Source organism: Undibacterium sp. Ji50W, assembly GCF_049340445.1.
In the GTDB taxonomy this organism is placed as follows: Bacteria; Pseudomonadota; Gammaproteobacteria; order Burkholderiales; family Burkholderiaceae_D; genus Undibacterium.
Map to the genome: position 1 here is coordinate 25,625 of NZ_JBMPOX010000020.1, position 24,616 is coordinate 50,240.

12 protein-coding genes, 8 tRNA genes and 1 pseudogene are annotated in these 24,616 nt (G+C 52.3%); 14 read left to right on the plus strand and 7 right to left on the minus strand.

Features of this window, described 5'->3' with window-relative positions:
- Nucleotides 1–89: 89 nt before the first annotated feature.
- The 3 genes from ACO0K9_RS21970 to ACO0K9_RS21980 form a co-directional block, all read right to left on the minus strand.
- Nucleotides 90–509 (minus strand): DUF7684 family protein, encoded by a 420-nt coding sequence (locus ACO0K9_RS21970; protein WP_422988422.1) that lies wholly within the window; start codon nucleotides 507–509, stop codon nucleotides 90–92.
- Nucleotides 510–521: 12 nt separating this feature from the next.
- Nucleotides 522–737, minus strand: a complete 216-nt coding sequence (locus ACO0K9_RS21975) for a hypothetical protein (RefSeq protein ID WP_110257360.1) — start codon at nucleotides 735–737, stop codon at nucleotides 522–524.
- Between the two features lie 185 nt (nucleotides 738–922).
- On the minus strand, nucleotides 923–2,071 hold the full coding sequence (locus ACO0K9_RS21980) for a methyltransferase (protein ID WP_422988424.1): 1,149 nt from the start codon (nucleotides 2,069–2,071) through the stop codon (nucleotides 923–925).
- Between the two features lie 215 nt (nucleotides 2,072–2,286).
- Here ACO0K9_RS21980 and ACO0K9_RS21985 point away from each other — a divergent pair, with 215 nt between their 5' ends.
- Nucleotides 2,287–4,074 carry a DUF885 domain-containing protein gene (locus ACO0K9_RS21985; RefSeq protein ID WP_422988426.1) on the plus strand — a complete coding sequence of 596 codons (1,788 nt, stop codon included), beginning with the start codon at nucleotides 2,287–2,289 and terminating at the stop codon, nucleotides 4,072–4,074.
- 158 nt (nucleotides 4,075–4,232) lie between these two features.
- Here ACO0K9_RS21985 and ACO0K9_RS21990 read toward each other — a convergent pair whose 3' ends face one another.
- A complete protein-coding gene (locus ACO0K9_RS21990) occupies nucleotides 4,233–5,831 on the minus strand; it encodes a D-arabinono-1,4-lactone oxidase (RefSeq protein ID WP_422988428.1) in 1,599 nt (532 codons plus the stop codon).
- Nucleotides 5,832–6,308: 477 nt separating this feature from the next.
- Here ACO0K9_RS21990 and ACO0K9_RS21995 point away from each other — a divergent pair, with 477 nt between their 5' ends.
- The 11 genes from ACO0K9_RS21995 to ACO0K9_RS22045 all read left to right on the plus strand — a co-directional run bounded on the left by ACO0K9_RS21995 (nucleotide 6,309) and on the right by ACO0K9_RS22045 (nucleotide 12,000).
- A complete protein-coding gene (locus tag ACO0K9_RS21995) occupies nucleotides 6,309–6,548 on the plus strand; it encodes a hypothetical protein (protein WP_422988430.1) in 240 nt (79 codons plus the stop codon).
- A 115-nt stretch (nucleotides 6,549–6,663) separates the two neighbouring features.
- Nucleotides 6,664–6,740: transfer RNA gene (locus ACO0K9_RS22000), tRNA-Pro, on the plus strand.
- A gap of 7 nt (nucleotides 6,741–6,747) precedes the next feature.
- Nucleotides 6,748–6,823, plus strand: a tRNA-Gln gene (locus ACO0K9_RS22005).
- A 93-nt stretch (nucleotides 6,824–6,916) separates the two neighbouring features.
- A tRNA-His gene (locus tag ACO0K9_RS22010) sits at nucleotides 6,917–6,991 on the plus strand.
- 27 nt (nucleotides 6,992–7,018) lie between these two features.
- A tRNA-Leu gene (locus ACO0K9_RS22015) sits at nucleotides 7,019–7,103 on the plus strand.
- Between the two features lie 122 nt (nucleotides 7,104–7,225).
- A tRNA-Leu gene (locus ACO0K9_RS22020) sits at nucleotides 7,226–7,310 on the plus strand.
- Between the two features lie 112 nt (nucleotides 7,311–7,422).
- A tRNA-Ser gene (locus ACO0K9_RS22025) sits at nucleotides 7,423–7,509 on the plus strand.
- 52 nt (nucleotides 7,510–7,561) lie between these two features.
- A tRNA-Leu gene (locus tag ACO0K9_RS22030) sits at nucleotides 7,562–7,646 on the plus strand.
- Nucleotides 7,647–7,775: 129 nt separating this feature from the next.
- A tRNA-OTHER gene (locus ACO0K9_RS22035) sits at nucleotides 7,776–7,859 on the plus strand.
- Nucleotides 7,860–8,178: 319 nt separating this feature from the next.
- Nucleotides 8,179–8,676, plus strand: coding sequence for a protein-tyrosine phosphatase family protein (locus tag ACO0K9_RS22040; protein ID WP_422988432.1), 498 nt, complete (start codon nucleotides 8,179–8,181; stop codon nucleotides 8,674–8,676).
- A gap of 516 nt (nucleotides 8,677–9,192) precedes the next feature.
- Nucleotides 9,193–12,000, plus strand: coding sequence for an Ig-like domain-containing protein (locus ACO0K9_RS22045; protein WP_422988434.1), 2,808 nt, complete (start codon nucleotides 9,193–9,195; stop codon nucleotides 11,998–12,000).
- Nucleotides 12,001–12,158: 158 nt separating this feature from the next.
- Here ACO0K9_RS22045 and ACO0K9_RS22050 read toward each other — a convergent pair.
- The 3 genes and pseudogenes from ACO0K9_RS22050 to ACO0K9_RS22060 form a co-directional block, all read right to left on the minus strand.
- A pseudogene (locus ACO0K9_RS22050) lies at nucleotides 12,159–12,441 on the minus strand (transposase); the annotation flags it as partial.
- Between the two features lie 20 nt (nucleotides 12,442–12,461).
- Complete coding sequence (locus ACO0K9_RS22055) at nucleotides 12,462–14,408, minus strand: ATP-binding protein (protein WP_422988436.1); 1,947 nt, start codon at nucleotides 14,406–14,408, stop codon at nucleotides 12,462–12,464.
- Nucleotides 14,409–14,482: 74 nt separating this feature from the next.
- Nucleotides 14,483–15,199 (minus strand): response regulator, encoded by a 717-nt coding sequence (locus tag ACO0K9_RS22060; RefSeq protein WP_422988438.1) that lies wholly within the window; start codon nucleotides 15,197–15,199, stop codon nucleotides 14,483–14,485.
- A 278-nt stretch (nucleotides 15,200–15,477) separates the two neighbouring features.
- Here ACO0K9_RS22060 and ACO0K9_RS22065 point away from each other — a divergent pair, with 278 nt between their 5' ends.
- Together ACO0K9_RS22065 and ACO0K9_RS22070 are read left to right on the plus strand one after the other, a co-directional pair.
- Nucleotides 15,478–17,520, plus strand: a complete 2,043-nt coding sequence (locus ACO0K9_RS22065; RefSeq protein WP_422988440.1) for a hypothetical protein — start codon at nucleotides 15,478–15,480, stop codon at nucleotides 17,518–17,520.
- 99 nt (nucleotides 17,521–17,619) lie between these two features.
- Complete coding sequence (locus ACO0K9_RS22070; protein WP_422988442.1) at nucleotides 17,620–24,528, plus strand: LamG-like jellyroll fold domain-containing protein; 6,909 nt, start codon at nucleotides 17,620–17,622, stop codon at nucleotides 24,526–24,528.
- Nucleotides 24,529–24,616 lie beyond the last annotated feature (88 nt).

The window sequence follows — 24,616 nt, forward strand, 5'->3', positions numbered from 1 at the left end:
TAATCAGAAAAGGCAATTTAATGAATATAATGCAATTAAATCACCCGGTATTGGCTCATATTGTTATGTGATAAGAGCAGGCAGGCGTGTTAACCAGCCATCTCATATCTGCTAATCAAGTCTCCAGATGCATCTTGTTGTGAAATATGAAAAATCAAGACACGATCTAATTCAACCGTGGGATGTTGGGCTGAAAATTTGCAAAAATGAAAGACTTCTTCTATGGTTTCATCGTCGTGCCAGGTTGTCATCAAGAATTTGTCTTCAGGAATGCCTTGGTCAATAAATTTCATGACATTTACCATATCGAATGCATCATCCCAACTGCTGCAATCAACGCCCCAGGCCATCATATACAAACAACCTGCATCGACGAGGTGATTGCTGACCTTATCCTGCCATTCTGGTGTTACCACATGATCGGCAAGGACTATCACTTTAAACGGAGGTGACGGTGCCAGTTCTGGCAGATCAGCGTTCGGATTTATGCGCAGATATTGGACGGTCATTGATACATCAAATTAATGATGATGTGACCACAAGACATCATTGGAGCTCAGATAAGACTGCACAGCTTCTTTATTGCCAGTCGCGTGTTTCATGATTTCGCCGCAGTTGCAAATGCCCTGGTAGGGTTGGATATGTGAGCAGGCAGAGACTTTTTGCAGGAAGACCTGGACGGATTTACTGCAGTTTTTGCATTTAAAGGTCAGGATGCGGGCGGGTTTGTTGATCATGATGCGAATTTTCTAAACAATTAATAAATTCATATAGGCCGTGAGCGGAGAGTCACGGACCAAAAAGTACCGTTATTATTAGGACTTGCGCAAAATTGTCCCAGCAAGGCGTCAGCGACGAAGACAGTACGAATAGTACGGCAAGGAGCTGCAACGCAGCTGGGGCGGTTTTGCGTAAGTCCTAACTATTTTAATTTCAAGCACCACAATGATGTAACTTCCTTCACGCGCGCTGCATGCAAGGGATCGTTTTCATCCGTGGATTTGGGATGGCGTGGCTTGATATCCATCTTGCCGACGACAGTCAGGCCGCCAGCGTCTATCCAGCTCTGCAAATCGGTAGTGCCGCGCAGGCCCAGGTGTTCGGCAAAATCGGACATGATCAGCCAGGCTTCGCCCTGCGGCTCCAGATGTTCTGCCACGCCAGCCAGAAAGCCGCGCAGCATACGGCTGTCAGGGTCATACACGGCATATTCTATCGGCGAGTTGGGGCGGGCCGGCAGCCATGGCGGGTTACAGACCACCAATGGCGCGCGACCAGGTGGAAACAGGTCTGCCTGCATCAATTCTATCTGGCCGGACATGCCCAGCCTGTCTATGTTTTCACGGGCGCAGGCGAGGGCGCGCTGGTCCTGGTCGGTTGCCACGATCTGTTTGACGCCGCGCTTTGCCAGCAAGGCTGACAGTACACCCGTGCCCACACCGATATCAAAAGCCAGGTCGGTCGATGGCAATGGGGCCTTGGCCAGCAAGTCTATGTATTCACCACGTACTGGCGAAAAGACGCCATAGTAAGGGTGGATTTTTGCGCCCAGCGCAGCGATCTCCACACCATTCTTGCGCCATTCATGGGCGCCTATCAGGCCCAGTAATTCTCGCAGGGATGCGACAAAGGCGGTCGTCGGTTCGCCATATACTTCCTGACAGGCTTGCGTTACATCCGGTGCGCGGCGCAGGGTGATACGGTAATCGGCTTCAAAGGGAATCAATACCATGGCCAGCACACGGGCGCGCTGCGATTGTGCCTGGCGATGCAGGTTGAATGCTTCTTTCGCGGATTCAGGTACTTTGGCTTTCTTGCTGGCCCTGGCCGGTTTTTTATCGATGCGGCGAGCCAGCGCCTGCAACAGTTGCTTGCCATTGTGGTAGTCGCCACGCCACAGCAAGGCCGTGCCTTCGCAAGCCAGTTTGTAGGCAGCTTCTACATTCATGCGGTCATCGGCAATCTGCACACGCTTGGGGGCCGGTGCACCGCTTTCTGAATGCCAGCGGCATGAGCGTGCTTCGTCGTTTTCTGTCCAGTGCAATTGCAGAAGTGGGGTGGGGGTGTTCATGTTTTTCTTTTTGTGATGCTGCGGGTTTGCCACACTAACGCTCGGCCAAGGCTGGAGTGTAACAAAGAAAGCCCCTTCAATGAACGTTGACGCTGATGGGCGAGGTGTTGCAGGCATGCTTTCTTTATCTGGAGACAATAAAAAATACAGATGATGGCTGCCATCTTGTGTTAACCTCATATTTCTTAATATATTAAGCCTGCGAGATACTCATTATGCCCATGCCATTGCGTTCTGTTCTGATTGCCACTTTGCTGTCTTCACTGGTAATGGCTGCACCTGGCAGTATGTCGGCCACGGCTGCCCCGGTAACTGTTAGCAAAAAAGCGGATCAGGGGGTTGCCCGTATCAAGGCTTCCTTCCTGAGCGCCTTGTGGCAACAAGACCCGGATATGGCAATGGCGGCAGGTCGCTATCAGGATGCAAATAAACTGGTATTGCCCAATCAGGCTACCCGCGATGCCTATGTGGCTTTTGCCGATAACTGGCTGGCGCAAATCGGCAAGGTCGATGCAGAAAGCTTGTCTGCCAATGAGCAGACTGATCTGGCGCTGATACGCAATTACCTGAATGGCACGCGCTGGTATCTGACGCAATTCCGCGAATTTGAATGGAATCCTACCCAGCACAATATTGCCGGCGGTTTTGATGCCATACTGAATACCGATTTTGCGCCCACAGCCAAACGGGTACAGGTGGCCATACAGCGTCTGCAAGCCGTGCCTGCCTATTACGCTGCTGCCAAAGCCAGTATCAAGAACCCCACCCCAGAACATACCCGCCTGGCGATCAAGCAAAGTGCCGGTGCCATCGCTGTGCTGGCAGAACTGGAAAAAACGGCCACCCAGGAAAAGCTGGCCGGCAAGGACAAAGCCGCTCTGGATGAAGGTTTAAAAAATGCGCGTGCTGCCGTCAATGATTATGTACAGTTTCTGGAGTCGCTGGAAAAAACACTGGACCCCGCCACCGCACGCTCTTTCCGCATAGGCAAGGATTTATATGAAGGCAAATTTGTTGCTGACATCCAGTCTTCACTGACGGCAGAACAGACTTATCAGCGCGCACTGAAGTTCCGGGACGAAGCGCATCTGAATATGGAAAAACTGGCGGATCAGCTATGGGATAAAACCATGGGCACGCAAGCCAAGCCTGCCGACCGTGTCCGCAAGATTGCCATGGTGATCGACAAGCTGTCTGAAAAACATGTGGCAGGCAAAGACCTGTTCACTGAAATCCGCAGCCAGTTGCCGCAACTGGAAAAATGGATACGTGAGCATGACCTGGTTAGCCTGGATGCCAAAAAGCCCCTGATCGTGCGCGAGACGCCAGTGTACCAGCGCGGTGTCAGCCTGGCATCGATAGAAGCACCCGGTATCTTCAGGCCCAATGACAAGACCTATTACAATGTCACGCCTTTTGACGGACAAAGCCCGGAGCAGGTCGAAGGTATCTTGCGTGAACACAATTATTGGGTTTTACAGATATTGAATATCCATGAAGCCATTCCAGGCCATTACACCCAACTGCAACATGCGAATCAGTCACCGTCGGTGATCAAGACCCTGTTCGGCAACGGTGCCATGGTGGAAGGCTGGGCCGTGTACAGCGAACGCATGATGCTGGAATCTGGCTATGGCGGCAATACGCCAGAAATGTGGCTCATGTATTACAAATGGAATTTGCGCGCCGTCTGCAATACCATCCTCGATTACCAGGTGCATGTGCTGGGCATGACAGAGGCCGAGGCCAAAGATTTCCTGATGAACCAGGCTTTCCAGACCAAGGCAGAAGCCGATGGTAAATGGCTGAGGGTGCAATACACGTCGGTGCAACTGGCCAGTTACTTTAGCGGCTACAGCGAAATCCTGGAGTTCCGTGAACAGTTGAAAAAACAGCAGGGCGACAAGTTCAAACTCAAGCAATTCCACGAACAATTCCTCAGCTATGGCAGCGCCCCTGTGGGGATGATCAAGAAGCTGATGCTGAAGGATGGCGTGAAATAAGCAGAGCTTGTTTCATACAGAGGCCAGCCATAAAATTTAACTGCTTTTAAAATTTGACTGCTTTCTCTGTGACACCTCTGTGTCTCCGTATCTCTGTAATGAGCGCTTTTTAAGTTGGAATGACCGGCAAAGTGCAATCACAGCAGGCCGGTCATTCCTTATTCACCAAGCAGCCTTGCCACATAGGGATTGCTGAACATCCCTGTCGGGTCACAGCTTTGACGGTATGTCTCGAAGGCCAGTACTCTTTCCTGGCGACGGTCACGCAACTGCCCAAGGAAGGCCGGGTTGAACGGGGCCGTAGGTGCCGCAGGGCCGACTGCCGGGTCATAGAAGCCGTACATTTTGCCATTGTGCGGCCAGCCGCCCATGGCTATCCATTCGCTTTCTACTTCAGCAAAAAAGCTCAGCATTTTTGCCGGATAATCGAGACCATTCTTACTGCTGTTTACGGCCACAAAAGCGATCAGGTCAAGGTTGACGAACCAGGAGTTTGCAGATGTTGTATACGTGCCAGCCAGCGCGGTATCGCCGCCCTTGATGAAGCGAAATTCCATCGGTGCAGCGATGTGGAAGTTGGCACTTTTGTTGACCTTGCTGCTCACCGATTGCAATGCCGTCCAAACCTTGGACAGGCTGCTGGCTCCCAGGTCAGGTAGTTCGATAAAGTAAGACATAAAAATAACCCTGGCAGCTTCACCCAGCCACAGGTCAGAATTGTTTTTACCTGCTGTCTTGACCTCGCTCCTGATGACCGATATCGCGGTAGAGGTAATCAGTGCCGCCGGGCCGGTAGCAACAAGCGGCATACTGAAATCCTGGGCAAAGATGGCCGCTTCTTCGGCCAGATGTTCGCCGAAACGTAAATAGGGCGCGCCGAATTCATCTTTCAGCGCCAGTTGGCAGGCATCTGGTACCGGTACGGGTGTGGGCGCGGCACCTGATCCGCTGTCCACATTCCACCATGCGGCCATGAAGTTGCTGGTGCCGGTGAAGGCATACGGGTTGAAAAATGTTTCCACCCTGGTTTTGGATGCCAGCAGGGCAGCCATGCCGGTACCGAAATCAGATGCACTTTCCCACACATGGTCACTGATGCCCGATGTCAGGCTATTCGCATAAGGACGTGGCAAGACACGGATGGTCACCGCAGTGACCACCCCCAGCGCACCGAGGGACACACGCGCAAATTGCAGTGGCGACCATGCACCGGCCTTGGCAGTGCCGCTGTCAATCACTTTGACCGCGCCGCTGGGACCCATGATGGCAAAGGCCGTCACGGTTTCGGCAAAGATGGGTGCCTGCACGGTTGCGCCATGCACGTCTACAGCGGTCATCCCGCCCAGGCTGAAAAAGCCGCCGGCTGTCACGGTTTCCAGCATCAGTTTGTTTTGCGTCAGGAATGCGTCGAGTTCATCTTCACGCACACCGGTATTGACGCTCACACTTTTGCCATCGCTACTGAGTTGCATGCGCTGGTTGCCGTCTTCGCCCAGATCGGCATAGCAGGACATATCGACGATGACAAAATTGCTGGCCGGTGATTCGCTGCTGGCCACCAGTGGGGTTTGCGAATGGCGTTGACCGGATACACGCACCTGCTTGTTTTGCGTGGCAGCGTTGTTGATGATGGCTAGCAAATCAGCCCGGGTGCGCGGTGTGTAGTAATAATTATCCCCCTGGTAAAACAGATTCTGGCTCCAGTTTTGCCAGGTGGGGGAAGAGGGGCTGCTACTGTTTTCGGTGATCGGTGGCATGGTTTTTTCCTTGGCAGTGGAGAGTGAAGAAGCAAATCGGGATGACGTGTCGGGTGAAGATGAGGTGATGGGGGAGCATAGGTTGGCCTTGATAGCACTGCCATTTCCCAAGGTAAGCAGCACCAATCCTGCCTATTCACCGCTTCATCACAGGTACACAGCAATACAGGGTGCAATACCTTGCATGGCAAACGCATGGTGCTGGCATGTAAGTTGGTATTTAAGCTGGCATTCAAGGTGAATTAAGATGTTAATTAGTCTAGCATAAATTTTAATTAAAACGCTTTTTAACTTGATGTCTGCATGCTTGCCGCTAGCTTGATCCCCAACAGGAATATGCGTATGTTGCAAAAATATCGCATTAAATTGAATAAATTCGTCATGCCATGCTTGTTTTATTTAAAAACATGTGGCAAGATAGCTTCATCGAATACAGCAGCACCCACTTAAACGAGCAAATAGAGAAAAGGATAGATTGTGAAAACCACGCGACTCCAACAACTGAACCAGGGCTTGTGCGCTAATGCGCAGGGTCTGGCACAGGCTGGCGACGCGGTTCTCAATCTGTTCCCGCTCTCGTCCCATCCTTCGCCCGCCAATCTGCCTCTGCAGTTAGCGCAACAAGGCGCGCAGCCAGCTTTGCCCTTGCATCATCTGGGCGCTTGCCTGCACCTCAACATCCGGGGGGAAACCCCACAGATATCCCGCACCAGTTAGCGTGCACCATATCTGTTGCGATAAGCCCGGATGCGATCAACGCACCGGGCTTTTTGGTTTTTATACAGCTTGATTTTTAGTGCTTGCCAGCGTGTGGTGGTAAGCAGATGTTTTACGGAGTGTGGCGCAGCCTGGTAGCGCAACTGCTTTGGGAGCAGAAGGTCCGAGGTTCGAATCCTCGCACTCCGACCAGTTTAATAGGGGATTAGCCAAGCGGTGACGGCATCTGGTTTTGAACCAGACATTCCAAGGTTCGATTCCTTGATCCCCTTCCAGTTTGATGTTCGTGTCATGTCGTCGCAGGTGCTGCATGCATGCTATTGCAGGTAGCAAGTGAAACAAAGATAAACGCCTCAGCCTGCTTTGGGGTGGCCATAACTTAACGGTGAAAGTCGTGGACTGTGAATCCGCTTATCTCGGTTCGATTCCGAGTGGTCACCCCAAAGCAGTTTGATGTGAATGAGATTTATGCGCGTGTGGTGGAATTGGAAGACACGACGGCTTCAAAAGCTGCTATTGAAAAATGTGAGGGTTCGAATCCCTCTGCGCGCACCAGTTATCACATAGTAGGGGGCACCGTGCGTATCGGGTTTTCTGTGTATATCGATTTGCATAAAACCGTGAGCGGTGCGCGCGGCGCACCCTACCACCGGATACGAGAGTGAAAAATTTTGAATGCGCGTGTGGTGGAATTGGCATACACGCTGGTCTTAGAAACCAGTGCCGAAAGGATTGAGGGTTCAAGTCCCTCTGCGCGCACCAATTATCGTAGTAGGGTAATGCGCCACGCGCATCGGATGTGTTGTGCTTGTCGATTTGCCTGAGACAGCGAACGGTATGCGTGGCGCACCCTGCAGCAGATCGAAATAAATACGGAAACGTGGCAGAGCGGCCATTGCAGCTGTCTGGAAGACAGTAGGGCCTTCGGGTCCCGTGAGTTCGAGTCTCACCGTTTCCGCCAGATGGTTAGACACCTGCATGACGAAAAATGCATGTACGTGAAGAGCTTAAATGCGCGTGTGGTGGAAGGGTATACACACTGGTCTTAAAAATCAGAGCCCAATGGGCATGAGGGTTCGATCCCCTCCGCGCGCACCAGTTGTACCGGAGTAGGGTGCGCCGTGCGCACCGTTTTTTGCATATCGATTTGCATAAGACAGCGAACGCTACACGCAGCGTATCTTACAAATTGGTTTATGCGCCCACACAATACACATACAGAATTTTGGAAGCGTGGCAGAGTGGTTGAATGCACCTGTCTACATACAGCATCGCTGTCGGGGGCCGTGAGTTCGAATCTCACCGTTTTCAATTTTACGCTCTCGCGCCTGGAGTAAATCGTAGTACGCCCAGGTGGAGAAGACTTTTGTACTGGCTATATGATATCAGCTAGTTCACATAGAAGGAATTCATGATGGCCGCAATTTTGGGTGAGTCTTCTTGTGTTTTGTCTGTAGCAACTTCGATGATATAGACAGTTTTTTCGATGATGTAGTAACGCGCCAGCCTGGCTATTAAAAAGGTTCTGTAAATTCTTTATGCTGAAAAACGACAACTCGCAGATGTAAGCTATTTTGAAATCAGATAAGCTTATGTACTCGTTTTCATATTGATGAAATGATTCCTACTTATGTATTCCGACATTTATAAAGTAAGCAAACTTGGTAAAGGTTTTCTGGCTGTAATGGCCAAACCTATTGCTGGTGAGTGGATAGAAGATGAGTTTCGCGGAATTGCGCAATTCGGGATATGTCGTCTAGTGTCTCTTCTTGAAAATCATGAAATTCGTGAATTGGGTTTGCAAGCTGCACCTGCTTTATGTGCCGAAAATCAAGTCGATTTCCTGCACTTTCCGATCAAGGATAGAGGTGTGCCATCTTCATTGTCCGCTACACAAAAGCTTGTGGTGCATCTGCATTCGTCCATCGTCAATGGTGACAATACAGTTATTCATTGTCGTGCTGGTATAGGTAGAACTGGATTGCTGGCTGCTGCTGTTTTGATGCGGCACGGCGAGGATGTGGCTGAAGCTCTTTCAATGGTAAGCAAAGCGCGCAGGGTCCGTGTCCCTGACACTGAAGAACAAATAAATTGGCTAAAACAGCATCAGGCTGCACTGCGCGCCTGAAATTGCGGATTTTTCTCAAAATCCACACGAGCAATACTTTTATTTCAAACAAAATTATCAAACCCACAAAATTATCCTCTGTCTATTTTTGTGCGGCCTGAGAATGTTTGGTGAAAATGCCCCAAAGCAGTTCGAAAAATATGGCAAAAGTAGTTTTTTTACACATTTGTAAAAAAAAGTGAAAAAAGGTCACAAAATTGACATGTGCCAATGTTAATCTAGTAATCGTTTGCGCAAACGATTGCTTAGTTGAACTGTCGTTAAATCTCGTTTCTGGAAAGCTGCAAACAGCATCGTGGTAAGAAGAATAGGTAGAGTCGTACAAGAATGGCTGCTTACAGATATCTGAACAAGGCTGGAATAAAAGAAGCGAGAGAGCAAACGTGTTTCTACCCGGAACACGTGCGTGAAATGGTTTGTTTGCCCTCTGTTTTGGCGATTCCATCTGAATGAAGATGTGTGTGAGACAGCCACATAATCGAATGTCAAATATTAATCATTCAGGGGGAATTTTTTATGCAAGGGCAACAAAAAAACAGCAGGCTAAAACTGCTGGCGCTACAATTAAGTCTGGTTTTTGCAGTCGGTTTTACGGGGATGGATGCTGTCTACGCATCTATTCCGGATCATCATGAATTTGATGCCAGTCTGCACGTGCCATATCGTTCTGATGCCAAAGCTGGTGCCGAATCCCGTTATTTCACAATGGAATTCGAATATCCGTATGTCGCCAAAGAGCAGGCCATCACCTGGCGGGTAGAATTGCTGGGGGCCAATGGGCGTGTGATTGATCACTGGTATGGCGTAGAAAAACTCTTCAAGAAAACCGTGACGACACAGATGTTCTGGAGTGGTCGTGGCCCCCAGGGTGAAGCCCTGAAAGATGGCGTCTACCAGGTCAGGCTGACTGCCAAGGCGACCGATGCCGCAGTGCTGCAGGCAGCACCGGCAGCGGATGTCGCTACCCTGGTAGAGCGCGCTTTGGCCAAGCATGATACTGAAATCATCACTCAAAGCTGGCCGCTGCAAGTAGGTAGCGTGATCGCACCTAAAATGCCAAGCTTTGCCGCCTTGCCGACCAAAGCCAGCAAAACACTGTCTACCTCCAGCAAGACAGTAAACCGCCAGGCGGTTGCCGGCGCTGCACCACCGCCGGTTGCGGCGACCGGATCTTTGCCTTACACCGTGTATTACGGCAACCTGCACAGTCAGACCAATCACAGTGATGGCGGTGGTGAGCTGACAACCTGTGTTGGCGCACAAAATCCGCAATCTGGAGCGTATGGTCCGACCGATGCGTATCAGTATGCATTGAACAAGGGCCTGGATTTTTTGATGACGTCTGAACATAACCATATGTACGACGGTTCTGACAGCACCAATGCATCCGCCAATCCGGTTACGGCTAAAAACCTGTATCAATCCGGGCTTGCCGCAGCCATCAGCTTTAATTCCGGTCATGCCGGTTTCCTGGGGATTTACGGCATGGAATGGGGTGTCATCACCAACGGTGGACACATGAATATTTTCAACTCCAATGAATTGCTGGGTTGGGAATACAATAGCAGCAACCAGTTGATCGCCGACACGCTCACGACAAAAAATGATTATGCTGGCCTGTACACACTGATGCGTCAGCGTGGCTGGATAGGGCAGTTCAATCATCCATCGAGTAGTGGACAATTTATTGTCAATGGAACCGCACTGGGTTATACCGCCGATGGTGACCAGGCCATGGTTGCCTGTGAAATATTGAATTCGTCAGCCTTCTCAACCAATACCACAGAAACAGAAACCAGCCGAAGTACCTATGAAGGTGCCTGCAACAAAGCACTGGAAGCCGGTTACCACGTCGCCTTTACCACAGACCAGGATAACCATTGTGCCAACTGGGGGGCGTCTTATACCAACCGTAACGGCGTATTGTTGCCGACTGGCGCTGCCTTGAATACTGCTAATTTCCTTGATGCGTTGAAAGCACGCCGTGTCTTTGCCACCATGGACAAGACTTCGCAAATTGTCCTGACTGCCAACGGCCATCTGATGGGCGAACGTTTTACCAACAGTGGCGCATTGACACTGGTCAGTAATTTTGCCAGCACCAGTGGTCGTACAGTGTCCACCGTGGCTATCTATGAAGGTGTACCTGGCCGCAATGGAACGGTGACGCAATTGTCCAGCACCGCCACCACCACGACCACTCCGACTGTGGGCGAGCATTTTTACTATGCAAAAATTACCCAGGATGACGGTAAAATCTTGTGGTCTGCACCAGTCTGGGTAACGCAGTCCAACAGCAGTAGTGATACCACTCCACCTACGGTCAGTGCAGGTGAATCCGGCAGCAGCGGCACCATCACTTTGTCCGCTAGCGCGACAGATAATGTGGGGGTCAGCAAGGTAGAGTTTTATGTGGACAGTACACTCAAAGGCACAGTTACCAGCTCGCCTTACAGTATGACGCTGAACTCCACCAGCCTGACCAATGCCAGCCACAGCCTGGTCGCCAAAGCCTATGACGCGGCCAACAATGTAGGTACCTCATCAGCGGTCAGCTTCACCATCAATAATCCGACTACTGACACGACTCCACCTACGGTGTCAGTCAGTGAAAGCGGCAGCAGTGGCAACATTACCTTGTCTGCCACGGCAACGGATAATGTTGGCGTTGCCAAGGTAGAGTTTTATGTGGATGGTTCACTGGTGTCAACCAGTACCGCATCGCCGTATTCAAGCACCTTGAATTCGACCACGCTGTCGAATGGTACCCACAGCCTGACAGCCAAAGCCTATGATGCTGCCAATAATATCGGTACTTCATCGGCGGTGAGTTTTTCTGTCAGCAATACCACCACATCCACGCAGTTGATTGCCAATGGTGGGTTCGAGAGTGGTGCCAGTTCCTGGACGACCAGTTCCAGCGTCATCAACAGCGACACCACGGAAGCTTCGCGTACTGGCAGCTACAAGGCCTGGCTCAACGGTTATGGCAGCACCCATACTGATACCATGTATCAGCAAGTGACCATCCCCTCTGCAGCCACATCGGCCAGCCTGAGTTTCTGGTTACGGGTCAGCTCGGATGAAACCACGACCACCCAGGCTTACGATACCCTCAAGCTGCAAATCCAGAACAGCAGTGGCACGGTATTGGCAACGCTGGCAACGTATTCGAATCTGAATAAGGGCACAAGCTATGTCAACAAGACCTTTGATTTGAGCAGCTTTAAAGGCCAGACCATACGTGTGTATTTTGTTGGTGTCGAAGATAGTACGACTATCACGTCTTTCCTGATTGATGATGTGTCGCTGATCGTGCAATAAATTGCGTAGTTAATTACGCTTTAAGGCTACGCTGAATAAGCATCGATTTTCAGCGCACGAGACTTCGGGTAGCAGATTCAATTAATAAAAACATCGTGCAAGCTATTTTTCTGGACCCCATCAAGCCATTGATGGGGTTTTTTGCTACTTTGTGCCCACTAAGGGCGCACCTGTGCCATCAAATGCCGACGCGATAAATAAATATTGGCCAAGGCCAGTGCAGTAAATGTGCGTGTGGCATTCTTGGTCAAACCACGGTACCGCAACCTTGTTAAATCCCCAAAGGCGCTTGACGACTGCAAAGACGTGCTCAACTCGCGCACGGATCTTCGATTTATTGTGGTTCTTGCCGCGTTCAGGCTCGTCAATCTCCCCTGACTTGCGGATGCGCTGATTGGTAAAGTCTTTGGCTTGCGGCACTTTGGAGAGAATCAATGCCTTTTATCGCCGTACACCGGTTATCAGCGCAGCCCTAAGTGTGTCTTACGCTCCAACGGCAGCCATAGCCTGAAACACGTTCCAGTTGGACCCGACTGCCAGGCCACTCTTCCATCGACGGCCAGCGCGCGGCGTTGCTGGTTATGTAGTCCACGTCCTGCGGTAGTATTCAATGCTTTACCCACATCGAAGCCCTGACCGTTGTCTGTTATCGTCACCTGCACGCCATCCGTTGCCAAGGTAGTGCCGACCCGGATTTCAGTGGCATGAGTATGGCGCAAAATGTTGGCGATGCCTTCCTGAACGATGCGCAGAATATGCAGTGCACTGGACGGTTCCAGCCAGGCCAACGCGGGCAAATCCTGCACCTCCCACAACAACGCAATGCCAGTGCTCTCAAGACGTGGGCCCAGCCGGAAGCGTAACGTGGCCAGCAGTAGCAGCAAATCGGCTTCGACCGGTTCCATCGAATCAATAGTCAGCTTCAAGTCGTCCAGGCAATCCTTTAGAATTTGCGACACTTTCAGCTCGCTCACGCCGCCGCGTTCAACAGAGCGAATCGCGCTGATCAGGGAAGAACCGAGACCGTCATGCATATCCTGCATCAGGCGCTGGCGTTCATCGCTGATCGTTTGTAGCAATGCGGCCTCGCGCAAGTGCTGATGAATGATCTCAAGTTCTGCTTCCCGTACTTGCAGGCGCTGCGCCAAGTTTGCGTTGACTTGCTCCACCTCACTAATTGCATTGATGTAGCGCCGAGATATAAGGGAACCGAAAATGATGAAACTGATGGCATTGGCGTAAGCGCCCATATACCAGCCTTCCGGGCTGACGATGTTATTTTGAAGCATCCAGTCAGACATGCCCAGCAAGGTGAATAAGCCAACGCCAACGGCCACCAGCATTCCTTCGTTGGAACGACGCCAGGCGTTGACGCCTCCCACCAGGCCAACTGTCGCGCCCATCAGCGCCGCAATGATATAAATCAACGGTGTGACTTTGGGGGTATTTGGCAATACTGCCAGCGCAGGCAGTGTCAGCACACCAATCAGGCCGGTCATTCCGACCAGAGAGCGGGTGAACCATGTGAGCGCACGGCCGTGTAAGCGACAAAGAAAAAAATGGACCACGGTGATCAGCCACAGCAGTGAATTGACTGTCAGCCAGGCGAACCAGTCATTGGCGATCGGCAAGTTCACGTAGTAATGCAGGTGTCGAAAGAATGAGGTGACGGCCAGGTTGAAAAAAAGCAGATAGTCTGTTTCATGGCGGCGCTTGAGCCACACAAACAGTGCAAAAAACCCCACAGCCAGAAACGCCGCACTGAGCATTTCAGGCAATTCTTGTTGTAACCATTGGCGTACTTGGTAGCGTCCCCTCAGCTCGCCAACTGGTCCAAGCCAAAGAGAAGACAAGGCTATTTGGGTTTTCTGGGAGTGTTCCAGTCGAATCAAAATCTCGCTCAATGGTGCGCTGTCTGTATTTTTTTTCAGTACAACCCACAACGGGGTACGGGTACTGTTCCACAACGGACCTTGTTCCTGCGCACGGTGAACCAGTTGACCGTTGACATACACCGCGATGGTGCCATCCGTTTTGACGCGGATGCCATACAGCGCCAAAGGGTCGGAAGAAACCGGTATGCCGAGCACAGACAGCTTGATCCAGGTGGTACGGGTAGCATTGATGGTTGAGTCCGTACTGGCTTGACGCAGCAAAGCAATAGGCAATGCCAGGGGCAGTACGACATGTCTCCATGTATCCGCCAAGTCCTTGCTGTCCAGCGTGCGTGGCGGTGCACTGAAACCGGGCGCATCCGCCACCTGCCAGTCAGCCTGAGTCAGATGCATGCTTGCTGCAGGAGGCTGTACGCCGTCGGCGCTCAGAGACAAGAGACTCGTGGCAAATAGCAAGACTACGGAAACGACCAACATCGTATTGAGTAATAGGGGTGCAGGGCGGTATCTCATGCGGCATTTATATGGTAAAGCTCAAAGACTTGATACGCAAAACAGGTAAGACAGTCGAACACAGCCTGATCGGTTTAACCGGACAATAGCCCCAGCATCCTGGCTTCATAAATAGCCTCTGTCTTCGAGGTAACCTTGAGCTTACTGTAGATGCGCCGCACGAAAGTGCGTACCGTGAAATGGGACAACTGCATCAGCTTAGCGATTTCATGCATCGTAAAACCCTTGGTGATGAAGTCCAACACTTCTTTTTCGCGGGTTGACAAGACGGCCACCGGGTCTGCGGTCTTTTCCAGCGCATCCACATTACCGGCGCTGTTGGGGCTGCTGGGGTTTTTTTTTCGGAAGCGTGCCAGTACCTGGCGTGCGATGATCGGACTGATCGGACTGCCGCCGCTGGCAAGGCTGCGGATCTCATCGATCATTCTGCCCGGCGAACTGTCTTTGAGCAAATAACCGACCGCTCCGGCTTCGATCGAGCGCATGACATTGCTTTCATCACCGAAATTGGTGCTGACCATAACACTGCAACTGGGCCACAACAATACGGCCGCCCTGATGACGTCAATGCCAGAACCGTCAGGCAAGCCCAAGTCGACCAGTAGCACATCTGCCGGTGGATCTAGCAACATAGTCATTCCTTGCGCTCGGCTGTCGGCCAGCCCTGTCAGGTGCATATCCGGCGCGGCTTGAATCACCTGGCTTAAGGCATCGCCAAAGTCGGGATCGTCCTCGACGATAGCGACATGGATGAGGAGTGCTTCAGGAGAAGTGGGCATGGACGGTTTCAATTACACGAAACATGATTGTACGGCGGATTGGGTTCGGTGCATGTAGCACGTTTGAGCGACATGCTTTCCCTCCTGTAGCAATGCTATATCTAGCAATTTTATAGCAATTCCATCTATCATAATAGCTAATTGTAAATCTGCTTTTTTGAGACCTTTGCTCTCAATCTGATTTGCTTCCCTTCCTATTCCTGCTTACGGAGACATTGATGGTAACTGTGCTGACCCCGAAATTTGGACCGCTTCAATTTGATGCTGAATGCGCTTTTCCCGGGGAGAAGATGTTTGCCCCTGTTACTGCTAAGGGAGGTGCGGTGTTGGTCGCCGGGGGGCCGCAGGCTGTGGGGCTGTTTTCGGTGAACGATATGTCCAGCGCGCTGAAGACATTTCCTACGCGCATGGGGCAAGGTATTGCGGGGTTTTGTGTCAGTGATTCTGTGTTGTACATACAGGATGGGCCGGTTCTCAGTGCCTGGTTTCTGGTGAAGCTGCAATGCTTTGCGGCACAGAATCTGTCTACTGGCCAAAGCTGGAGTATTAATGATGCAGAAGCGGGTGCGCATGAACCGCCAGATGAATTCTATGATTATTCTGAAGAAGACCAGGGCTTGTACATGCAATTAATGCAGGCGCGCAACAAGCGGGTGCTGGCGGCGTCGCTGGCTGACCTGGATCAGCAAAGCACCGCAGACTCTAAAGAACTGGCGGTCGAAGTGCGCAAGCTTTTGCGTGTTGACAGCAAGGACGCGGCGCAAGTGATGGAAACTGCGCAGCTTGAGTTGCAGCAGACTGCCAGCAAGGTTGCGAAGATTGTGTACTCTGCCCCGGTAGTACGTGTGCAACAGGCGTCTGGCTCCAGTGGCAGCCAGGTATTTACGCTGGGGCTCAATGGAACGGTATACGCGATGGATGACAAGCTGGGGGTGGTGTCGCCCGTCATGCGTGATGCCAGCCTGCCTTTGCGTGCCGCACTGGCCATTGCCGAGCCTCTGCTGTCTTCTGGCAATTATGGTTGCCGCCTTTACTATGTGACGCAAGACGGCGATATCAGTGTGCTGGATGGTTTGACGCCCAACCTGGATGCACTGCCTGGTTGGCAAGGCAAGGGTAAACCTGTGCGTGACAAGGTGCTGCCTTTGAGCTGTCATGGCAAGGTATTGATGGGTGGTGGTATTTTGGGTGCAGATTTTTTTGTGACGGATATCAACCCCACGCAATCGCTGGTGCAAACCGTGGAAGCACCAGCGGGTGGCTGGACTGCTTATCAGGTAGAACCAAAAACTGAGCTGGTATTGCTGACCACCAGCACGGCATCACGCTTGCATGCTTATGGTGCGGCAGTCAAAAAGCGTGACCGTTGGAACCTGCGCCAGAATGCCAATGCTGTGCATGCAAGCTTTGCCTATACTGGCGCAGGCAATGATGATTACCCCTTGGTGGTGGAGACAGATGTACTCAAGCCTGGTGATGGTGCTTTGGGTTTCCGCATCTTGCTTGCCAATACAATCGATTGTCCAGAGCCTGCAAAAAACCCGAGTTATCCGCCGCCAGCGGTTGAGCTTGACCGGGGCACGATAGGCGCCTGGAATGGCAGCCCCAGCTTTAGCATAGCGTGGATACGTCATGCCCCGGTGATTGCCGGACCAAGAATGCATTGCGTGGTCAGGTCCAGCCGTCCTGCCAGCCTGCAGGCAGAAGCGGCACCCTTGCCAAATGGCAGGGAACCCGGTTATGCCATCAGCAATTTGCGCCAGCAACTGGGTCAGCTTACCAAGGGCAGCTTTCTGGCGGCAACGGCTTTGCCTTCCTTACGCGCAGCAGCCAGTGCAGTGGATTTTGTGGCTACATTTGCGCTGAATGAAGAATTCAGCAAGATGCAGCCTCTCGCCAAGGCCGCATTGGCGTACATGGCGCTGAAGGCAGATTACGTCAAAGTGCGTGTCACAGTGTGTATGAAAAAAACCGGTATAGGTTTTAACCCACGTACCGAGGTCACTGGGCCAGAACCTGTGCGTTCAACCCGCCTGACAATGAGTTTCAACCCCGGTGGTACGGCCAGCTTTGATACCGACTGGGATGGCATTGCTTACATCGACAAAACAAAAAAGAACAGCATAGTGACACTGGTAGCTGGCACCTACGAGAACCTGCTTCCGAGATCGCATGGTGATGTTCTGTTTCCTGTGTCTTTCCCCAAACCAGGTGGCGGCATCCACTTCGACGACAAACCTGTCTACCAGCACAGTGTCAGCACAGTCAAACTGGAAGATGGCACGATCGCCGAAATAGCAATCTCTGTGGACGTGCAGACCAATCGTCCGTAAGTCTGTCGTTACATAATCCTTGCACGGGCAGGCTAGTCTTTGGTGACGGCCTGCCGTCTGTGCACCTGTTCTATCTATTGATCAATATACGAGGGTATCATGAACAAATTATTAGACGCATTGGGAGCAGAAATTCTGGCGACGACCTGGACTTGTCCGTCAGTGTATGGGCCGCTGACATCACCCCTGCTGGCTGCGGGTGACAAGCTCATCGGCGTAGTGGGCAAGGTGGTGTATGCAGTTGATATTCATAACGGCAAGCAAGTGCCGGTGTCAGCAGCGAGTGATTCCAGATGGGTGTATGAAATGCGCCAGCCCACCGGCACCGATCCGCGCGTCACCGCATGTGATGGCGCGGTGTACCTGATGGACGGTGATTACCTGACGGCGTTGAGCCTGGCAAATGGTGCCAAACTGACGAACTGGACATCGCCCAAACTGGGCCGCACCAGCTCACTGGTGGCTGACAAGGGCATTGTCATGGCCATGTATCTGGATTCAAAAAAAGGCGCGTCCCGGGTGGCGGGTTATTTTGCCGCTACCGGTGCCAAGGCATTTGAACCTGTAGAAGTGGCGAAGGGTAGCGCCGGGCCTGCCTGCTATGGCAGTGAGGCGGTATTCTTTGTCGCTGCGGGCAAATTACTGGGCGTGAATTTGCGCTCAGGCGACACCCGCTGGACCTATACCCATGCGCAAGACAAGCTCAGTGCCGTTATTGCGCCATGCGCCGCAGAAAAAGTAGTGCTGGTTGCCGGGCGCGATCTGCATGGCATTTGTATTGAAAAAGGCACAGAGCTGTACAAGATTAGCCCCGGTGAAGAAGGCAACGTCAACTGGAACACACCTGTCATTGACATACCCGCCAAGGTCAGGACTGCATCAAAAGTGGTCAACCTGAAAGCCGCACGCCCACCGCAAGAAGGTACCGGACAATTATTGCAGACCAGTGAGACTGACCCGGCCAATCTTGCCGCTGGCGTGGCGATCGCCACCAACTCTATTGGCGACTTGATTTGCTTTGCACTGGCCGATGGCAAGATCAAGTGGCGCAGCAAAGTCAAAGACCCCAGCGGTCCGCGTATCATTGATGGTGTAGTGTATGTCAAGATTGATGGTGGCAAACAGCTTGCACGCTTTTATGTAGAAAACGGCAGAGCGGCCGGCATGGCTTATTCCCTGCCCAATCTGGCTAGTGCACAACCTGCCGTCATCACCAATGGCACGCTGTTCCTGGCGGATGATCTCGGTGGCATTGCGGCGCGACCTTATGCCAACCAGACCGCAGCTTATTTTGATGGCTTGCAGTCGCGTATCAATATCCGCCCTGATGGCACACAATTTGATTTTGGTGAGCGTAATTTCACAGTAGAAGCCTGGGTGCGCAGTAGCCAGGGTGGTGACATTATCTCGGCCTACCCTACTACTGATGACCCCAATGCAAATGGCTTCAGGCTCAACCTCACGCCCAACGGGCAAATCAGGGTGGCGATATTTTCTGCCGATGGCAAACGCCAGAGCGCAGGGCGCAGCAACGCATCGTCTGCAGCAGATGGCAACTGGCATCATATCGCCCTGGTGAGGCGCAATGATACTTACCTCATCATCCTTGATGGCGTACCGCAGGAAGTGCGCCTGCCCGAAACGCCGGGAGCAGCGAGGCTGGCGATAGGAGGTAATACTGCGCTGACGATAGGTGCGCTGGTGTCCAAAAAAGGGAATGAGGCAGAATCCTTCTTCAATGGCCTGATACGCGAAGTGCGCCTGTGGAATTGCGCGATGGAAGCCAGCCTGATAGAAAGCAACCGCAGCACGGCCCTGAAAGGCACAGAGCCGCAACTACTGGGCCTGTGGCGTCTGGATGAAGTTCAAGCCACTGACAAGGCTGCAATTGAGCCCTACAATGCTGCTGCCCAGCACCGTGTCAAATCGCAATTCATTACCCATGCATCTAGACGCACTGATCTGAGCATGGACCGTAATGCCTTCCCTTACCTGTTACGCGAATCGTCCAAGCAATGGCCGTATGCCAATACCTGGGGTGCACGCGGGCAAACGCAGGTGACGGGTTCGTCGGCCCTGTCCAGCAATGGCATTCTGGCTTTCCCTACCGAGAACGTCTTGTATGCAGTAGGCACACAGGATGGCAAACGCAAATGGGCCATGGATATTGCTGAAAAAATCTCTGACCCTATAGCAGATGGCGCGAGCTTCTTGTTGCTGACGCAGGATGATTCGCTGGTGCGCATCGATGCCAGAAGTGGCCAAAAGACCCAGCTTGCTGCTTTTGCAGGCTTGCACAATGAACATGCTGAAGCCCTGCCAGCACCTGCTGTTAATGAAACCTATGTGGCTGCAGCAACGGGCGCCGGCAATACTCATGTTGTGATTGCCGAACGCCAGGCAGACACCGGCCTGAGCATCAAGCTGCCCGGCACGCCGTTACAACTGGCATTTTGCAAAACGGCGACGAATAGTGGATTGACGGTACTGACGCGCATACACAATGAGCTGAGACTGCATCTCATTGATTGCGTGACAGGTCTTGAAACAGGCAAACACAGCGTCACCAGTGAAGCCTATTGCATAGCAGGCTCTTGGGTATTTGCCATGTTTGACGATACTGTCGTCAAGCTCGACACGGCGAACCTGGCAGCCGCACCGCTTGCTACTTCCTCCAGAGTCAATAGCAAGATCAACGGCATGGTGGCATCACTGGCGGAAGACTTGCTGGTACTCGCCACGGCAGATGGCAAGGCACTGGCCTACAGCCTGAGTACCCTGACAGTGCGTTGGGATATCACCTTGCCTGACCAGCCTTCAGGCACATCCAATGCTGTCAATACACCGGTGCTTGATCGTGCTGCACGGGTAATTTGCACCACAGCCAGCGGCACGATTGCCGCCATCAATGGCAAGACCGGTAAGCTGATAGGTTTGTACAAGGCGCAAAATGGCACAGTTGGTACGCCGCAGGTGTATGCAGGCACGGTGTACACAGGCTGCCATGACACCCTCACCAGCGCAAAGGATGCAGAGCTGGACGGTGCCATGCACAGCGTCGTACTTGGCGATATTTCTGCCCTGCGCCTGAATCTTGACCGTCAGGGTAATCCTGTCGCTAATGGTACCCAGCATGCAGTGATCGACATCAGCACCAAAGATGCTACCTTGCACCTGATGCGCGTGCAGGAAAGCTGTGTGGAAGCCTGGGTCAATGTGCCGCGTCTGACAGGTGAGGCAGCAGCGCGTGCGGGTGGCGGCATCGTTGGCATAGCGGCGACGGAAGAATCTGATTTCGACATCAATATGTGGCTGGATGCCGATGGCACGTTGCATTATTCTTCAAGCGCCAAAGAAAATGACAAATGGACTGGCATACACGTCAAGGCACAGACAACGATCATGGATGGCAGATGGCATCACTTTGCAGCATCACGTCGCCCGGCTGCTGCCAATGAAACGACTGACCAGGTCATCTTGTATGTGGATGGCAAGGCTGTACCGACGGTACACCTGGCAGAACCGTCGGCACCAAAGGTCGCGCCGGCTGGCCTGAAAGCCTATGTTGGAGCAAACGTGGCAGCAGACTTGCGTGCAGAAAAATCCTTCTGCGGCATGATTGCTGAAGTACGTATCTGGGACACCTATCTGGTCGCACCGGAAATCGCCTCACGCATGCTGGTCAAGCTGCGCGGTGACGAACCCGCTCTGCTGGCTTACTGGAACTTTGATTACCAGTCCGTGCATGATTCAGCCCTGCAAGGCCACAGCGGTATATTGGCGCAAGAACCATGCATTGAATGTCCGGCATGGTGGCTGACTGACCTGCCGTTTACGCAACCATCTTACCCACATATCACAAGCACGGCATCCATTGCCCGCATGCAGGGCAATCAGCCTGTGTATGCGCTGACGGCCAAGGTCTGCGCAGCAGACGGTGCAGGCATGGCAGGCAAACGGGTGGAGATGTGGTACATCAAACGACGCCCAGACGACCCTTCGTCCATCTTCATCAATGGTACAGAAGTGCTGGGTGTCAAGTCAGGTACTGAGCCTGATCCGGTACTGCGGGCCAGTAATATCGCCAGGGTATTTTCCGCAGTTACCGGCAGTGATGGCACGCTCAACCTCAGTATCTCTTCGCCAGAAGCAGGCCATGGCCCTTCGCTGGATTTGTGGACTTCGTTCATGCCAGTCAACGAGCGCTTTCACGTCAACGTACTGATTAATAACCAGGTGCTAGCCAAACCTGTGCCACCAACGCTGACCGCACAAGCCAAACTGATACAGGACTATAACTACACCACAGGCGACAAGATCAGCGACAAGAAAGACCGTTCCACCTGGCGCGTGGTCTTGCGTTCACGCGAATCTGATGGTGGCTTGTGCATGCGCGAACCCATCACACTATGGGCATCCAAACCAACAACGATAGAAGTCGCAGGTAAGAAATACCAGGTCAATACTGAACGCTCGGTCACCGTCGACAGTGAAGCCAATGGCGACATGACCATCGTCATGGAAGCTGAAGACCTGACCGCACCATCGCTATACGCCCGAGCCGGTTTCATGAACCGCAATGAACGCATCATCATCAGCCCTGACCAGGATGCGCAAGTAAAGCTGTCGACAATGCAAAGTGATGACATGACCAAGCCGCGTGTCACCAACTGGAAGAAAGAAGGTGGTGGCGAAGAAACCCTGCTCAATGAAGAACACAAGGAACATGCGGGAGATATCTCGCGGGCGGTGCGCCAGGTGTCGTCCGCTGCCAGTACCGACAATAATAACCAGACCATGCTGAAGGCGCGCAGATCACCCGCGCAACTTAAGCTGATGTCCATGCGTGCCGCAGAAAAAGGCATAGAACCTGGCTTGCTGAAAGCGGGCGATGGCCATGCCAGCAATCCTGACTTATTGCTTATCGATTCCATGCAGCAGGAAGATGCCGGTGCAGATACCGACCGTGTGACTCTGTTGCGCACCGTGGCAGGTACCCCGCGCCAGGCCCCGGCCAACCCGGATGCCTTCCGCCGTTCCATGGGTGGTGCCATGGGCTTCGTCATCGAAGCAGGCGGGCCCAATGGCTATAGTTACCGTACCCTGCATACGCAGGAAGCAATGACCCTGTCACAGGGCGCAGCAACACCTGTCAGTGTACATGCACCACATATGCTGGGTGGCTTTTTTGATGACATGTGGTCAGGCATCAAGGATGCTGCCGTTAATGTCTATGAAAGTGCCAAGAGCATCGCCGTCATCGTTGCTGACACTGTCAGGATCGCCATCACCAAGGTAGTCAACGGCATTGTCAACGTCGTCAACAAGGTGGTGGCAACGGTGGAAGATGCACTCAATGCCATTGCCGGTTTCTTTGAACAACTTGTGGTCGCCATCAAAAAATTGATTGCCTTCTTGCGGGCATTGTTTGACTGGGGTGCGATTCTGGATGCGCAGCGTATCTTGTTGGACATTTTCCGTATTTCCAATGAGGTACAGAAAAAAACCTTGAAAGACAAGGCTGGTATGACGCGCATTGCCAGGATGATTGCAGGCTTGCCTGAAACGTCTATACCTGCTGGAAAATCCAGCCTGAACAGCAATGCACGGGATGCTGGCGGCAAGGATTCGCCAGCTATCAAGGGCAGCGATGGTGTACAGGCCAACTCAATGCTGCAAAAATCAAACAGTGGTCAGGTAAGCCCATTACCGGGTGCTGAGCTTAGTGGCACAGTCGCTCCCGCAGCAGACGCTGGCAACCCTTTCCTCGGTGTCATCAAGGCCTTGCCTGGCATTGCGGGGTCGCTACTCGACCTCTCGCCAGGTGATCTGGTGAAACAATTGAAAAATGCCATGACCAATGGCACTGACATGGGACTGGAAGCTCTGGTGGGGCGTCTTGCTGATATGACTGGCAACATCGCTGATGGCGTGGATGCGCTTGTCAAATTACTTGATGCACCGATCTACATACCATTTGTCAGTGAATTGTATAAATGGATTACGGGTCTGGACTTGTCCATCCTCAGCCTGCTGTGCCTGGCGTTGGGAGTGTTCTTCAATACCTTGTATGCTTTCGTCACCTTGATTGAAGGGGATGCCCGCAGTTTTGCCGGTGACGCCAAAGGCTTGCCAGCAAAAATGCGTGCTGCGGCAGGATTGCCACCAAGGGCAAGTCTCACTGCAGATGCTGACGAACACCACCCTGCATCCGCTCCCATGTTAACGGCTGACAATGTACCTGGCACACCGCGTGTCTGGGAAATTTTATTTATCGGGGCGCGTTCTCTGGTCGTAATCGCCAATACAGTATCTGATGCGGTGCATTTCGATGTTGTCAAAAACACTGGTATACGCTCACCAGCCCATAATGCCATTCTTGCGAGTGTCGGTTTACTTCAAGGCCTATGCGGAATGATTGCCGCAGCCGCCTTTACCTTTGGCTCACAGCCAGCCATGTACGCACGTCTGAATGCAACTTTGGGGGATGACCGTTCGCTTGCAAAACGCTACGAATGGGTAGTTTACCTCAGCTTTGGCCTCACTTCGGCGTTGGGCTTGGTCAAATTTGTCTTAAGTGCTATTCGTGTCTGGAAAAAAGGCGTGGATACACCTCCCGTTCCCTATACCTTTTTTGGTGAGCTGGAAATCGTGTACAAGACAAACGAATTCGCAATGATGTGTGGTGCAGGTGTCATCTCTGCCGGTCTGATGAGCTACATGCTGCTGGAGCTCTATAGTCCATCAACGGAAAGTGAACTGGCAAGGATAAAAAACGACAACGTCAGGAACGAATACAAACTGCTAGTTTTCCGCGATGCAATCAGCCTGAGCCCTCTCTTGTTCGAGTTCATGTATACGGACGACGGCATAAAACATATGCGCAGCATGATGGGCTCTGGTGCAGCTACTGTTTATGGAATAACCTCCGTAGTCCGTGCAGCTGGCAATATTGCCTCTGTCGCCTTGCACGGTGTGGCGGTGTTCAAGTATGGTGATATGGAATAAAAGTATGCAGGACTGTCGTGGTGGTACGAACTCGTAGCAAGATGCAGGCGCATTGCAAACGCTCAGGCAACGGTATTTGACTGAGCGT